A 15,654-nucleotide genomic window follows, 5' to 3' on the forward strand; every position below is an offset into this window, starting at 1 on the left:
GCAGCCTATGTTAATAGCGCAGCATTTGTGGGAATTAATTTTATTTCTGATTATTGTAGTCGGCCCGATTCCCCTCAGCTTGTCTCTTGCCTTAGAGAATCAGAAGGAAAACAGTAACTATTCATTTCCTCATTTTCTCCTCGTACTGCTGACGGGATGGAGTGTTGCACAAGTTTGTATCGGTTTGATTTTAGGGAGTGTCGATCGCCTAAATATTGCTGTGGTTATTATAGCAGAAATTCTGATTTGTGCGATCGGCACAATCCCTATTTATACCAAAAAACACACAAAGTCTAGCTTCTGGAAGTCCCAGATCCCCAAACTCAAGCAACCTCTGAACCCATCCGAACTTTTGATTGTTAGTAGCGCCACTTTTGCGGGATTTGTGATGTGGGAAACCCTAGCAACCAAACCCACAACCAATTATGACTCATTGTGGTTTCACCTCCCCGCGATCGCCCGCTGGTATCAAACCCATTCATTTACACTATTAGATGCCGCCGGAAATTGGATTTTTGAACACGAGCAAGCCCGAGTATATCCCTACAATTGGCACGTCTTATCTGCCTTGTGCGTGCTCCCCTTCCAAGAAGATTTTCTCGCAGCTTTTCCCCTGCTAATTGCCTGGGCAATTGAAGGAATTGCCGTCTATCTATTGAGCGTCAAATTTGGAGCAAGCCGCATTCACGGCATGGCAGCAGCATCTTTAGTATTAACAGTACCAATGATGCTCAACCAAGTTAACACCATTCACCCCGACTTACCGCTAGCTGCCATATTTACAGTCGGTTTGTATCTAGGTTTATCCTATCACAGTAGCCGATCGCAATCCGAACTCTCCCTATTTTTGGCAGCCGCAGGAATGCTAGCCGGAATTAAAATCACCGGAATAGTCTATGCAGCCTCACTTGTCGTAGGATTAGCAATATTAGAAATTACAAGATTCGCGGTTAATAAAAAATCCAGACCAACTAATTTTAGAATTCGCCACCTCAAACCAGTCTTGCTGTGCGGCATAGTTTGCTGCTTGTTTTTAGGAGGTTTTTGGTATGCGAGAAACTTGCTGCACATTAATTATCCTGTCAGCGATGGCAGCGATATTAAAGTTCCCTTAGAGCCGGTTCCCTTACCGTCTCCCGTACCTGCACCAACACCTCCCGTACAGCAGCCAACACCTACCATACCTGCGGCCCCAGCTTCGCCACTTTTCAAGATTTGGCAAAGCACTTTAGCAGCTCAATTCAATCCCAGGAATACTGCTCACTGGCAAACTCTCGGCTGGCAAATTATCGTGAGGTTGCAACTGCCATTTCTGGCGATCGCACTTCAGGCCTGTTTTGCACCTCTGGCTTTCTTCAAACGTAAAAGCAGAATAATCGATCGCCATAATATCATCTTAATTGTAGTTCTAGTCAGCACCGGAATACTGTATCTAATTACACCTTACACATCCGGTACTGCGGGAGAGTCGATCGGTCAAATCAGCCCTTTACTCGGTTTCAATCTCAGATACGGATTTCCCTTTTTAAGCTTACTAGGCATCGCCGCCGCAGCTACAGCAACCAACTTGAAAACTCGGAATCAAGTTGTGGTACCAGTCGTCTTAATTAGCAGCATTTCAGGCATTGTTAGCAGCACAATTTTTGACCTGATTAAAAATGCTTCTTTTACTGGTAACAGTATTGTTTGGGGAAGCGGCTTAATTGACACCTTTAAATCTAATTTCGGTGCAGCCATCAATCAGCTCATAAAAATATTATCTCCCAGTTGGCAGTATTTAGGAATATACCCGTTACTTTATATTACTGGATTGCTGTTGCTGACTAAGATTGCGAGCAAAAACAATCCGAGTTTAATCAAGTTAAAAAAGCTCCTCGCCCGTCAAAAAAAGTCGAGTTACACCATGATAATTTGTGCCTGTATAGCATTGATGGTAAGTGCGAGTTGGGTGGCGATGGAAAAGCGAGATGTTGCTCGCGCCCAACTGTATCGCGGCATTTACGAGTATATTGATACAAATACAGTACCAGATGAAAAAATCGGCTTCTTTTTAAGTTCCCGCAGTTACCTGTTTTACGGCAAAAATTTGGACAGACAAGTTTTATATGTGCCGTTTAGAGCCGATCGACTTCCGGCATGGATTGACAACCTCCGCAAAAATAAAATTAGCACTGTGGGATTCGGGCCCCTGACTGAAACAGACGACTATACCAAACAAGCTTTATCTTGGTTGACAAGTCCCGAGGGCCCACTGCAACAAGTTTTCGGCAAAGATTTTAATACTGAGTCTGTATTATATCGCTTAAAAAATTAAGATATAAGTGCAAATAAAGATTAGACGGGAGAGAGGGCGGGTTTTGCACTTGTCAAATCGTTTGGATCATAAATTATCAGCTAAACCCGCCCCTACAAGATGCTATGTTTTTTGTCCTTACCTAATTAGTTATAATGAACCAAGCTAAAACTGTATTTTCCATCATTGTTCCGACTTACAATCGGCCCGAGAAATTAGCGCAGTGTCTTCAGTCTTTTGTACAACTAGAATATCCGCGCGATCGATTTCAAGTAATTGTTGTCAACGACAGCACCGAAATATCTGTAGAAACTACTATTTCCCCTTGGCAAAATCAGCTAAATCTCACAATTATGACACAACCAAACTCCGGCCCCGCAACAGCGCGAAATACTGGAGCTTTTGTCGCAGCAGGCAAATTTTTAGTGTTTACAGACGATGACTGTACTGTGGCGCCAGATTGGCTGCAAAATCTGGAAAAGCGATTTGTGGAAACACCAGACTGCTTAATCGGAGGTCGAACTGTCAACGCGCTGCCTGATAACATCTATTCTACTGCCAGCCAGCAACTAATCGATTATCTTTACAGTTATTACAATGCTATTGGCGATCGCGCGCAATTTTTCACTTCTAACAATTTTGCCCTTCCCGCTGAGGCTTTCCAGAAAATCGGCGGGTTTGACACGACTTTTTCTCTAGCGGCTGGAGAAGACCGGGAATTTTGCTTTCGCTGGCTCAATTTGGGAGGTCGCGCGGTCTACGCTCCCGAAGTTACAGTTTATCACTCCCACGCACTAACTCTCCGCAAATTTTGGCGGCAGCAATTCAATTACGGTAGAGGTGCTTTTTTGTTTGGGCAAATTATCTCGAAACGTGGGGCTAAGGGGAAACGGCAACATCCGTCATTTTATCTAAATTTGCTAACTTATCCATTGTTTCACGGTTCCGGCATTCAAATGTTATTAATTACAGGATTATTTTTGGTTTCTCAGGCGGGAATTGCTGCGGGATTGTTTTGGGAGAAAAAAATTTTTGTTGAGAAATAGTTCGTTGGTAAGGGGCGTCAGTTTTAATAGTTATGTTGATTTTATATTTTAGATTATAACTATTAAAAAAGAGATTTTAATCGATTTTTTGGACGGGCAAGATGCCCATTCCACCCTCCAATCATTGGGACGGGCAAGATGCCCATCCCACCCTCCAATCATTGGGACGGGCAAGATGCCCGTTCCACAATAGAACAATTTGGACGGGCAAGATGCCCATTCCACAATAAAACAATTTTGTGGAACGGGCATCTTGCCCGTCCTAGCTATTTTTGCATCCCACCATCAAACAATTTTGTGGTACGGGCATCTTGCCCGTACTAGCTATTTTTGTAAGAGGTATACTCTACGATTAAATACTTCGCGTACAGCCCAAGATTACATAAATCCGTGCTCAGCTAAAAATTCAGGAGTAATTGTTCCCAAACTGTTGATGGCGGGTGTTTCTTCCCAGGGTTCGGGATGCCCCTCCCGGCCGCTGCGGAGAAATTTGGCTACATATTTGCCGAGAATATCTGCTTCTAAGTTTACTAAGCTTCCCGGCTGCAAATAGCTGAGGTTTGTCTCGGAAAAACTGTGCGGAATTACGGCAATTTCAAACCAATTTCCGTCTGCATCGCAATCTGCCACTGTGAGACTGATGCCGTTGACGGCGATGCTGCCCTTGGAAACAATGTATGGTGCGATTTGACGCTGCCATGCTGAATTGGCTGTTGGTGGGGCTGCAAACCTCATCTCCCAAGCGTTGGCTGTTTGGGTTGATGTGGCTAAAGCGCCGATCGCATCTATGTGTCCCGTTACGAAATGTCCGCCCAATTTGCTACCGGCGCGCAGGGAGGTTTCTAGGTTCACCCAAGCATCGGGGAACGATCCCAGAGTGCTGCGGCGCAGGGTTTCTGGGGAAGCGACGGCGACAAAACCTTGGGGCACAACTTCTACTACCGTCAAACAGATTCCATCCACGGCTACGCTATCGCCAATGGCTAAATCTTGTAAAATCTGATAGGAGTTGCTTGAGGTGCAGGAAATTTGGAAGTAATCGTTGCCTAGCGACTTCAGCTTTCCGAGAGATTGAATTAGTCCTGTAAACATAGGGATTTTCCTGTAGTCGATCGCTTATTTAAATCTAACCAGAGGCACAAACAAACCAGACACATCAGCTTTAGCCGTCCCCCGGATGCTATCGAAAATCGAAAATCGACAGTCCCCCGATCGCTTGTAGATTCAGGCGAAGATCGAGTCATACTGGATTTAGGTCATCTTTATGTCCAAGTTCTCTACCGCCTTACAGTTTCTTTTTAATTCTATGAGGCCGATCGAATGATTGAAATGAAAGTCGCTGGAATTGCCTTAGATGCAGCCACGCGCAGCCCTATTGTCCTGTTGAGAGACTCTACTGAGCGACGCGCTTTGCCTATTTACATCGGTCAGGAGCAAGCAAAGGCTATTATTAGCGCTATTGAAGGTCACAAGCCTCCTCGACCTTTAACTCACGATTTGATGGTCAATTTCCTCGAAGCCTGGAGCCTGACCTTGGAGCGGATAGTGATTCACTCGCTGCAAGATAACACGTTCTATGCCGTCCTAGTCGTCCGTCAGGGTGAAGTTAAAAAAGAAATCGATGCCCGCCCCAGCGACGCGATCGCCCTGGCCCTGCGTACGAACAGCCCCATCTGGGTGATGGAAGAAGTCGTCGCCGATGCTTCGATACCCGTCGATCGAGATGCTGATGAGGCCGAACGCCGCGCCTTCCGGGAATTTATTTCAAACCTCCGCCCGGAGGATTTGATCAAGAGAAGCGGTTTGGGCCCGAGCGAAACTTCGTCGTAACATTTATGCGCTATCGACGGTTTGGCAAAACAAAGTTGCACCTGTCCGTATTTTCCTTGGGAACCATGCGCTATTTGGCTTCTGAGGAAATTGCCTGTCAGACTGTACAACAGGCGGTGTCTCTGGGAATCAATCACCTCGAAACGGCGGCGGGTTACGGTTGCAGCGAGGAATATCTGGGCGCGGCTTTGTCGGCCCTGCCGATCGATCGATCGCGCCTCCACGTCACCACGAAAATCCCCCCAACGGACGATGCTGCTGCCATGGAACGCTGCATCGATGAGTCCCTCAAACGCCTGAATCTAGACTATATCGACTGTCTGGCAATTCACGGTGTGAATACTATTGAACATTTGGCGATCGTGCGATCGCCCACAGGCTGCATGGAATCTGTACGCAAAGCCCTCGCTGATGGCAGAATTCGGCACGTCGGTTTTTCGACTCACGGGCCTCTGGATCTGATTTTGGCTGCAATTAATACAGATTTGTTTGAATTTGTCAACCTGCATTATTACTATTTTTTTCAGCGCAACGCCCCGGCAATTCAACTCGCCACAGAAAAAGATCTGGGCGTTTTCATCATTTCCCCGGCAGACAAAGGAGGGCAACTTTACACGCCCCCGGAAACTCTCGTACAATTGTGCTCGCCTTTCTCGCCCTTAGAGTTGAACTATCGGTTTTTACTTAGCGATACTAGGATTGGGACTCTCAGTGTGGGGGCTGCAAATGCGACAGAATTAGAGCAACCTCTAAAATATTGCGATCGCGACTTTCCCCTTACCGATGCCGAAATCGCTCAGTTTGCGAGGCTAGAATCGGTGATTGCAGAGCGCTTGGCAACCGACAAATGCAGCCAGTGCTATGCCTGTTTGCCCTGCCCGGAAAACATCAACATTCCCGAAGTATTGCGGCTTCGCAATCTCGCTGTCGGCTGCGACATGACAGACTTCGGTAAATACCGGTACGCCATGTTTGAAAATGCCGGACACTGGTTTCCCGGCAGCAAAGGCAACCGCTGCACCGATTGCGGCGAATGTTTGCCCCGGTGTCCCGAAGAGTTAGACATCCCCACCTTGCTCAAAGATACTCACCAGCGGCTGGGCGGCAAACCGGGCAGGCGGTTGTGGGATTGATGTGAAGCAGCCAAAAGGTCGATCGAGCCGATCGAGCGTGCTGCAATAATTAAGTTAGACTTTGTTCTAGGTGGATTCACGATCGAGTCAATCAAAAAACTACCTAATTTCGGGACAGTCGGCAGCAGCCTCCAGATTTCGCAAACAAAGTTTTTTATGTCTAGCGAGCATCCTGCACCACAAAGCCGATATTTCTGGCTTTGAACTCGCGTAGTGCACTCCCGCGTGAAAGCGCACTCCGAAAAGATGCTCCCAATAAACTTTTAAATAGCAGCGAGCAGCATATGTGAAAACAACTGAAAAACCAAATCTGGTTGCACCGCAAGCAACCCAGATTTTGGGAAAATACCCCAGTTATTTCCTTACTTTGTTGGCGAGAGTCAGAGCTAACAATTTTATGATTAGCGATTAACCGAACTCGAACTCAAAGCTAAAATCTATAGCAACTGTCCCCGACGGTGAGGAATTTCTGGCATTGCTGAAACATCAGCTTTGATTGCGGCTTCACTGGGGACTTCTGACTTCTTTATTCTGCTATAAAATTTGAAATTGATGGCGTTTCAGATTAATTCGTCGCCTGTCATCTACAACCGATTCAGCAGCATCTACTACTATGGCTCAAACTCAGTTAAACGACAGCCAGCTAAATTGTCACCCGCCCACAAAAGTTGCGAGTTCCGAAATATTAAAAGCAGCTTTAAAGCCGCATCTCTACAATTTTTGCCTTAGCAGAAAACAGCTAATCGGACTGCTGGCCTTACAAACAATCTTGCCAGTCGGACTAACGGGAGCAGCACTTTGGCTGACATCAGCAGTTGGCAGCACTCAACTGCAAAATCAAGCTAAATCAGAATTGAGCCTTAGTGAAATCAACTACAATGTCCAACTCGATCGCGCCGCTGACCGTTTGCAAAACTCCTCTGAAAGCCAAACCATCGCCCAAACAGCCTCAGCTTACAACAGTGGCACAAACCTATCAAATTTGCGTAAATCTGTCAAGCAAATTCTCGAAAATCAAGTCAGCACAGGGGAAATAGACAGCGCAGCCTTATTTGGAAAAAACCGACAGATTGTGGTTAGCGTCAATCCCAACCAGAAGGGAAAAAGTTTTAACCTGCAAAAAATAGTCGATCGAGTATTCACCGCAAAAGAGCCAATAACCGCCAGCGAAATTATTGCTAAATCAGAAGTTCAGAAACAATTGGGTTCTTTGGGGCCCGGAATGGGCGACGGCAGCGTCCTCGTCCGCTACGCAGCAACTCCGGTAAAAGATCCAAAAACTCAGACAGTGATGGGTATCTTAGTGTTAGGAAAAATTCTGGGCCAAACGGCGGAAGTTGCTAACAGCGAAACCATAAATTTACAGGGCGGCGGATATAGTGCTATCTACAAACCGCTGGCTGACGGTAAATTTGTCTTGGCAAGTTCCCAAACATTAACAAAAAATCAACAGTTGCCCGATTTGCCTACGATCGACAAATCGCTACTAAAATCTGCACTCGCGGCAGATGGCAAACCAGTCGCCGCACAGGTAGAAACAGGCAGTCAAACTCATGCAGTAGCTGCCAAATCCCTGGACAATTTAGCCGGGAAACCCGGAGCAATTTTAGTGCGATTCATCCCTAAAACCTCCGAAACCTGGTGGGGGAAAAATTGGCTGCTGCTGGGACTGTCTGCCGTGGCTGTCCCCCTCGCCTTGGCAGTTGCAGTCACCCGCCGGAATGCCAAACTCGCTAACTCAGATTTATCAACAGCAGACGGGATTTTATCATCTAATTCTACCGCCGAACCGCAGCAGCTATCACGGATCTGCGTTAGCGAAGCCCGCCCCTACGCGAGGCTCATCAACGAAGACGATCGCACTTCTGACAATTTATCGGAAAAATTAAATTTAGGCGAATTCCCCAGCTTATTTCCCAAAAAACCAATTTTAGATCGTCAATTAGCGCTCGATTTTCCAGATCGAAGCTTGGCCGGTGATCGGGCGAAAATCGCAAATTTCCAAATCCCGCTAACTTTCCACCCCCTAGAATTGCCCGCAAACTGCGTCGTCTCAAAGCAGTCGCGGCCGACAGATACAGCACTAGAAAAAAGTGCGATCGCCCTAAATCAAGTCCAAGAAGCTTGGCAAGACTTAAATCGCGTCAACTTGGAATTGCAGGGAGAAATACTCGATCGCCAAAACGCTCAAAAAGCCCTGCGAAAGAGCGAAGCACTGCTGCAAGCGATTTTAGACAACTCCACAGCCATGATTTACATCAAAGATGTTGAGGGAAAATACCTGCTCACCAACAGGCATTTTGACAATTTGTTCCACATGGCAAAAGAGCAAATAACTGGCAAAACCGACGGCGATATTTTTCCGCAAGACTCTTCAGCAGTCTTGCGAGAAAACGACTTAAAAGTTATCGAAGCCCGATCGCCCCTCAGCATCGAAGAAGTCATCCCTCAAGACGACGGCCCCCACACTTATCTTTCTCTGAAATTTCCCCTCTGCAACTCCAAAGGTAGAACTTATGCAGTCGGTACAATTTCTACAGATGTGAGCGATCGCAAAATAGCCGAACTCACCCTAGAAAAAGCCAAAGCAGAACTAGAAATAGAAGTCCAACAGCGCACCTTATTTCTCAAACAAGCCAACGAACTCTTGCAGTTTGAACTCGCAGCCCGAGTCCGCGGCGCCATCACCGTCAGACAAATGACCGCCCAGGTAGCCCGACACGCCAGAACAGTTGACGGCATTCTCGGCGCTTCCCTCGACCTAATTTTTCTAGTAGATCGATCGGGAAAATACACCTACGTCAGCCGCACCGCCGCCCAAGCTGTCGGCATGAACCCCAGAGAAATGATTAGCAAAACCTGGCAGGAATTAGGCTGGCCGCCCAAAATCATGCAGCGGGTTCATCAAAAGTGCGACGGCGTATTTGCCACAGCAGAGCCGGTGAAAGGCGAAGTAATAGTCCCCACCGCAAGCTGGGGAACCCGCGACTACGAGTACATTCTCAGCCCGGTTTGTGCCACAGACGGCAGCGTGGAAGCAGTCGTGGCGACGCTGCGGGATATCACCGAACGCAAAGACGCCGAGGAAGCATGGCAATTAGCCAAAGAAGCGGCAGAACTCGCCAACCGCGCCAAAAGTGCTTTTCTGGCAAACATGAGCCACGAGTTGCGCACTCCCCTGAACGCGATTATCGGCTACAGCGATATGCTGGTGGAAGATGCCGAAGAGTTGGGCAACTTAGAGGTAGTGTCGGACTTAGATAAAATTCGCACTGCTGGCAAACACTTGCTGCGACTGATTGACGACATTCTTGACATTTCCAAAATTGAAGCTGACAAGATGGAGATTTATCTCGAAAGCTTTGATGTTGGCGGCTTAATCGAGGAAGTGGCAACAACCATCAAACCGTTAATGGATAAAAACGGCAATACCTTGCAAGTATTGAGTGGCCAGAATATCGGCGCCATGCACGGCGATTTGATGAAAGTGCGGCAGGTAATACTGAATTTGCTGAGCAATGCTGCTAAATTTTCTACTAATGGGGCGATCGTCCTGACTGTCGAAAGAATCACTAGCGAAGAATTAAAAAATAAATATCAATCGAAAGTTGCTCAAATGTTAATTTTGGATTCAGAATTTTTAATTTTTCGAGTGACGGACACGGGCATCGGCATGACACAAGAGCAGCAAGAGCGATTGTTCCAACCTTTCACTCAAGCCGACAATTCTACTACTCGCAAGTACGGCGGTACTGGTTTGGGATTGACTATCAGCCAGCGTTTTTGTCAGATGATGGGCGGGGATATTGAAGTTAGTAGCGAGTTAGATTGCGGTTCTACTTTTACTGCTTGTCTGCCTGCTTCCTTGTTTAGGCGATCGGAATTTTGACAGTTGATAGTTGATAGTTGATAGTTGACAGTTGATAGTTGATAGTTGATAGTTGCTTGTTACCAGGATCTGCCTGGTAACGCAGATCCGGAGGCTCTGCCTCCTTTTACCTCACAAATTAATAGGAGAAAGGACTGTGGGAGGTGTTTAAGTTATTAAATTTTCGTTTCTTAGTTGATAGCTTGCTCTGAGATTGTCGAAGGGTTAATTTTTGACAGTTGTCAGTTATTGTATGGTGCGGAGGGGGCTGATTTTTTTAACAACAGACTAATAACTTTCCCGCTCCGCACCTACAGTTAATTAGCTTTTTCCTTCTTCCCTCTGCCTTCTGCCTTCTTCCCTCTTCCTTCTTCCCTCTTCCTTCTCAAATCAAAAATTGTTTCCTCGCAGCGCCAAACTTGCCACCACCGCCACCAACTCAGCAGGATCGAGAGGCTTGAGGAGGTGAATTTGAAAACCCTGTCGCAGCGCCCGCACCCGTCGCGCTTGCAGCTAACTTAGCCTAACTCGTTTTCCAGATTATTTTTGTCTAGTGAGATCTGACTTAATTCTATATTGCTTTGCCTCTCTTCTCTAGCTCAAATTCACGCTTAATTCCGATCTGATTTCCGGAATTGCGATCGCTCCCATCGCAGAAAATCCAAGTTTCTGGTCTGTCTGCTTGATTTTTTACCGGATTCGCCTACCGTGCCACAATTAAAACCGGGCAAACTGTTGGCTGGTCGATCGCCCTCGCCGATTAAAAAGCACTTTTGCAACGCTATAATTAGTGTCAAACTGCATCTATCCAAAGATGTATATTTTAATAGCCTCCGAACTCAGCCTGCACAGAAGGAGGCTGACTTGGGTCAAACAAAGTGCCACAAAAGCTATAGCAGTTGACCGCTCGACAATGGACAGTTGACAGTTGCATAACCCGAATCAGACCATTGATGCAGTACGGGTATCGGCTCTATTCATTCCGGTTATTTATAGCAATCGCCACAGCGTTGAGGACATAAATAACCGGAATGAATAGAGCTTCCTAACCCATAGCCTAAACGGTTTGATTTCCTGATTCTGCAACTGTCCCAGGTCAACTGTCAACTGTCCACTGCTATATGTCCTCACCGATGTGGCGGTTGCTATAAAATGACAGACAGCTCGATCGCAGCAGCTAAACTTGCATTCCCCGCAGCCTTAGACCGACCCAGCGATCCGTTCAGTCCGAGCAAAACAGTATTAAAATATACAATATGGTGAGCTGTTCCATAGCAGGCATAGATAAAAAGCCAGCGCTTTCCTGGCAATAATTCTTTAAAATATAGGTACACCACCGCCGAACACTAACTCTTGCACGTCAGAAAGCGTAGCGGTTAGCAAAATAAGCAGACGATCATCGTCCACAGTAACTTTCAGTAAAGCCCGTGCAGTTGCTTTATTCTCAAGTTTATTCAGGTTATTGCAGCCAGTTACGAGGAGATTTGACCCGCCGTGCTCCAACGCATCAAACAAGACTTAAAAAACGACCTGATCGCAGGTCTGCTGGTAGTGATCCCCTTAGCTACCACCATCTGGCTGACAATTACCGTCGCCAGTTGGGTGATCAATTTTCTGACGAAAATTCCCAAGCAGATCAACCCTTTTGACGGACTCAACCCGATTTTGGTAAATCTGCTGAATCTTTTAGTAGGGCTGGCTGTACCCCTGCTGAGTATTACAATTATCGGTTTGATGGCCCGCAACATCTTCGGCAAGTGGCTGCTAGACTTTGGCGAACACCTGTTGCAGGCAATTCCCCTAGCGGGTTCGGTTTACAAAACCCTCAAACAACTGCTGGGAACAATCCTCAAGTCGAACGACAAATTTCGCCGGGTGGTATTGGTAGAATATCCGCGGCGGGGAATCTGGACTTTGGCATTTGTGACAGGTTCGATCGTGAGTAACGACATTCCGCCTCATTTATCCGGCGAAAGCCCGATCGGCATTTTCATCCCCACGACTCCCAACCCCACCACCGGATGGTACGCTATAGTCCCGGAGGCAGATGTAGTTAATTTGTCAATGTCGATCGAAGATGCCTTTAAAGTCATCATCTCCGGCGGCATCGTCAACCCCAACAACTCAGTCACAGGCGACAACCCCCCAAGCAAAACACTCGAACCCTTGGTATCCGAATCAAGATACCAGCCTGTCCCAGTCGAAGAAGATTAGACCAAGATAGGACGTACGGTTGAAACCGCGCCTAGAAAAACGTAATTTCAACCGCCAAGTCTTCAACCCACGGAGGTGCGTGAGTGTTTGTGTAGACGCGGTTTCAACCGCCAAGTCTTCAACCCACGGAGGTGCGTGAGTGTTTGTGTAGACGCGGTTTCAACCGCCGAGTCTTCTAATAACAGATAATATTTGTCCAAAACCTGCCCAGAAACAATCGTGACCGAGGCAGGTTTTTTGCGAAATTTTCTGCTAAAGTCCAAGTCTATGCTCTCAACCAGCGCCTAGCAATCTCAACAATTACTAAATTTCTAAAGTCCCAATTTCTATCTAAAAATTATGAAAAAAGCACGCGAAACATCACGCGAACTCGCACTCCTCGGCATCAGCCAACTGCCGGCAAATCCAGAACTCTTAGAAGCCAAAAAACTGCAAGATGTCGTCCTCGCCGCCATCCGCACCCTGACTACAGAAGTTCAAGAATCCCTAGAAACAGCAGCCTCCGAAGTGCAGCGGGGTAGCGACAAACTCCTGTCGAGTGAAATCCGCGCCGCCGATATACAAAGTGCTAGAGCAATGGTGCGCGAAGCAATCGAACTCACCCAAACCGCGATCAACCGCCTCGGTTCGGCTATGGAGTTTCCAGAACTGATCCAGCTAGCCAACCAGCAAGATGTCCGCACCTATGCTTTGCAAATCCTGACGAAAGTCAGCGCCAATCGCGTTCAAATTGACGAATTGCTCTCCGAAGCGCTGGTAGACTGGCACATCGATCGCCTGCCCCGGATCGATCGAGATATCATGAGAATTGCGATCGCCGAAATCCTCTATCTCGGTTTACCCGAACAAGTCAGCGTCAACGAAGCCGTCCAACTAGCAAAACGCTACAGCGGCGACGAAGGACATCGGTTTATCAATGGAGTTCTCCGCCGAGTCGTCGATAAAATCAATGCAGAAGTTGTGAGTCAATAGTCATTAGTCTCTAGTCTGTAGGGTGCACGGCGCGGCGCACCTTACCCGGAGTCATTAGCAATCCGCAATCCGCAATCCGCAATCCGCTCTAAACTAGGGACTGAAGACTAATAACTATATTCCCCATTTACTTCTATGGTTTTTAATTGGTTTCGTCGCCAGTACAGCGAAAGCGGATCTTCTGAAACAGAAACTCCCACCGAACAAACCCAAGATGAGGCGGCACAATCGGCACCGGTTGAGCCTCAAACAGATGCAGCAGCAGAGCAAAGCTCCCCCGCTGTAGCCGAAGATTATCTCAATTGGGCCAAAGCTGCTTATAAAAATATTCAAAAACAGCAAAAACCTGACACAGAAGTTGCCGAGACAGCAGCGCCTGAAGTTCCAGCAGCCGATACAGCAGAGACAGAAGTTGCAGAAGTTGCAGAAGTTGCAGAAGTTGCAGAAGTTTCAGAACCAGCGCCGCTTGAAGCTACCGATGCTCAAGAACTCGATGCAGCGCCTACCGCAGCAATTGCCGAAACTCTGCAACCAACAGCCGAGGCGATCGACCTTGCACCTGTTGCTCAACAATTAGAAGTTACAGCCGAAAATATAGAAATTGCCGAACCTGCAACTGAGCTTGCAGACACCTTAAAGATCGCATCTGAGAGCCAAGAAACCGAATCCCTGCCGTTTTGGGCCAGAGCTCAAGCCGATCGCCTGGAACGCATCGAACGCCTCAAAGAAACCGCCCTCGAAGAACCAGAAGTAATCGCAGCCGCCGCCGAAAGAGCCGCAATTATCGAAGAAATTCCCGGTTTCGCCTTTGACGAAGGCTTCCTGTGGTCATCTGAAATCCTCGCCAGTCAAGGCCGCCGCCCAGATCGAGTATCCGTCGAGGAAATCACTTGGCTGCAAAAACTGCGCAAAGGCTTAGAAAGAACGCGCCGTAGCTTAATTAATCGACTAAAGGCGATCGTCGGTCAAGGCCCGCTCAATCAAGATGCAGTAGCCGAAATCGAGACTTTGCTCTTACAAGCCGATGTCGGAGTCGCAGCCACCGACATCATTATCAATCGCCTCCAAGAAAGACTCAAACAAGAAGTTTTGCCGCCAGAACAGGCTCTAGCCTTCCTGAAAAGCATCCTGCGCGACATTCTCGACGCTCCGACAGCCGAAACCGCCGCCGGCAATCCCGCCTACAGTCTGACTTTTGCACCGGAAAAAGACACTTTCAACATCTGGTTAATTGTCGGAGTCAACGGTGCGGGCAAAACTACGACGATCGGCAAACTAGCCCACATCGCCCAAAAATCCGGCTACAAAACCTTAATTGCCGCCGCCGACACTTTCCGCGCCGCCGCCGTCGAACAAGTGAAAGTTTGGGGCTCCCGCAGCGGCGTCGAAATTATTGCCAACCCCGGGAAAAATACCGATCCGGCTGCTGTCGTGTTTGATGCGATCGCCGCCGCCACCGCCCGAGGCACAGAATTGTTGATCGTAGACACCGCAGGCCGCCTGCAAAACAAGAAAAATCTGATGGACGAACTAAGTAAAATCCGTCGCATTGTAGATAAGAAGGCTCCCGGCGCTACCGTAGAATCTCTACTGGTCTTGGATGCGACACTGGGTCAAAATGGTTTGCGACAGGCAGAAGTTTTCGCAGAATCTGCAAAATTAAGCGGAGTAGTATTGACAAAACTCGACGGTTCTGCTAAAGGTGGTGTTGCCCTAGCAGTAGTGCAGCAGCTTGGTCTGCCCATCCGGTTTATTGGAGTCGGGGAAAGCATCGAAGATTTGCGCCCCTTTTCTAGTTACGAATTTGTGGAAGCCCTGCTCGATTTTAGATTTGAGAGTTGAGATTTTAGATTGATGAGGTGTCTGTAGCCGTCCCGATTTTTTGAGGCGGATACAGAGCTTCAAAATATCAAATCATCGGGTGTCAAACTACGATCGCAGGACTTGTGCAGATAGTCACGGGCGATCGAGTGAAAACTAAATATCTAGAAATAATACCTTCGTTCTGTTCTTGCTTTGTTGGGTTCAAAGTGCGATCCAAAGCGTGTCAAATTGAGCTACGGATGTAGTATTAGTCTGCTGTCTGATTGCACAGTCTTCCCGATCCCCCCTTAGCTTGCCCCCTACTCCCCCTTAAAAAGGGGGGGACAAGAGCGCTCAAAGTCCCCCTACAACCAGGGGTACAGGAAATGGTCAAAGTCCCCCTACAACCAGGGGGATTTAGGGGGATCGGGCCTCAGCTATAAACGAGATTTCTTAAGGATTTCAGACTTAAGTTGATACCAATACCCTACTGCC

At 47.5% G+C, this 15,654-nt stretch carries 9 protein-coding genes; 8 read left to right on the forward strand and 1 reads right to left on the reverse strand.

All coding sequences use genetic code 11. From position 1 onward, the window contains the following. Positions 1 to 7 precede the first annotated feature (7 nt). Complete coding sequence (locus QUB68_RS05735) at positions 8 to 2,314, forward strand: hypothetical protein (protein WP_332990224.1); 2,307 nt, start codon at positions 8 to 10, stop codon at positions 2,312 to 2,314. 134 nt (positions 2,315 to 2,448) lie between these two features. Then, the gene (locus QUB68_RS05740) at positions 2,449 to 3,339 is read left to right on the forward strand and encodes a glycosyltransferase (protein WP_332990225.1); all 891 of its coding nucleotides are present in this window, start codon (positions 2,449 to 2,451) and stop codon (positions 3,337 to 3,339) included. 378 nt (positions 3,340 to 3,717) lie between these two features. On the opposite strand, the gene ribE is transcribed toward QUB68_RS05740, so the two are convergent. Next, positions 3,718 to 4,431 (reverse strand): riboflavin synthase, encoded by a 714-nt coding sequence (gene ribE / locus QUB68_RS05745; protein WP_332990227.1) that lies wholly within the window; start codon positions 4,429 to 4,431, stop codon positions 3,718 to 3,720. A 228-nt stretch (positions 4,432 to 4,659) separates the two neighbouring features. Between ribE and QUB68_RS05750 the strand changes: the two genes are divergently transcribed. From QUB68_RS05750 to ftsY, 6 genes are all read left to right on the forward strand, one after another. Beyond that, entirely contained in the window at positions 4,660 to 5,169 is a 510-nt protein-coding gene (locus tag QUB68_RS05750) for a bifunctional nuclease family protein (RefSeq protein ID WP_332990229.1), read from the forward strand. Positions 5,170 to 5,174: 5 nt separating this feature from the next. Next, a complete protein-coding gene (locus QUB68_RS05755; protein WP_332990231.1) occupies positions 5,175 to 6,302 on the forward strand; it encodes an aldo/keto reductase in 1,128 nt (375 codons plus the stop codon). A gap of 613 nt (positions 6,303 to 6,915) precedes the next feature. Further along, positions 6,916 to 10,191, forward strand: coding sequence for a PAS domain-containing sensor histidine kinase (locus QUB68_RS05760; RefSeq protein WP_332990233.1), 3,276 nt, complete (start codon positions 6,916 to 6,918; stop codon positions 10,189 to 10,191). Positions 10,192 to 11,664: 1,473 nt separating this feature from the next. Continuing rightward, entirely contained in the window at positions 11,665 to 12,384 is a 720-nt protein-coding gene (locus QUB68_RS05765) for a DUF502 domain-containing protein (protein WP_332990236.1), read from the forward strand. A 339-nt stretch (positions 12,385 to 12,723) separates the two neighbouring features. After that, on the forward strand, positions 12,724 to 13,356 hold the full coding sequence (nusB, locus tag QUB68_RS05770; RefSeq protein ID WP_332990237.1) for a transcription antitermination factor NusB: 633 nt from the start codon (positions 12,724 to 12,726) through the stop codon (positions 13,354 to 13,356). A gap of 135 nt (positions 13,357 to 13,491) precedes the next feature. Beyond that, positions 13,492 to 15,198, forward strand: a complete 1,707-nt coding sequence (ftsY, locus tag QUB68_RS05775) for a signal recognition particle-docking protein FtsY (RefSeq protein ID WP_332990240.1) — start codon at positions 13,492 to 13,494, stop codon at positions 15,196 to 15,198. Positions 15,199 to 15,654: the final 456 nt, after the last annotated feature.

Source organism: Microcoleus sp. A006_D1, assembly GCF_036702805.1.
GTDB lineage: Bacteria > Cyanobacteriota > Cyanobacteriia > Cyanobacteriales > Microcoleaceae > Microcoleus.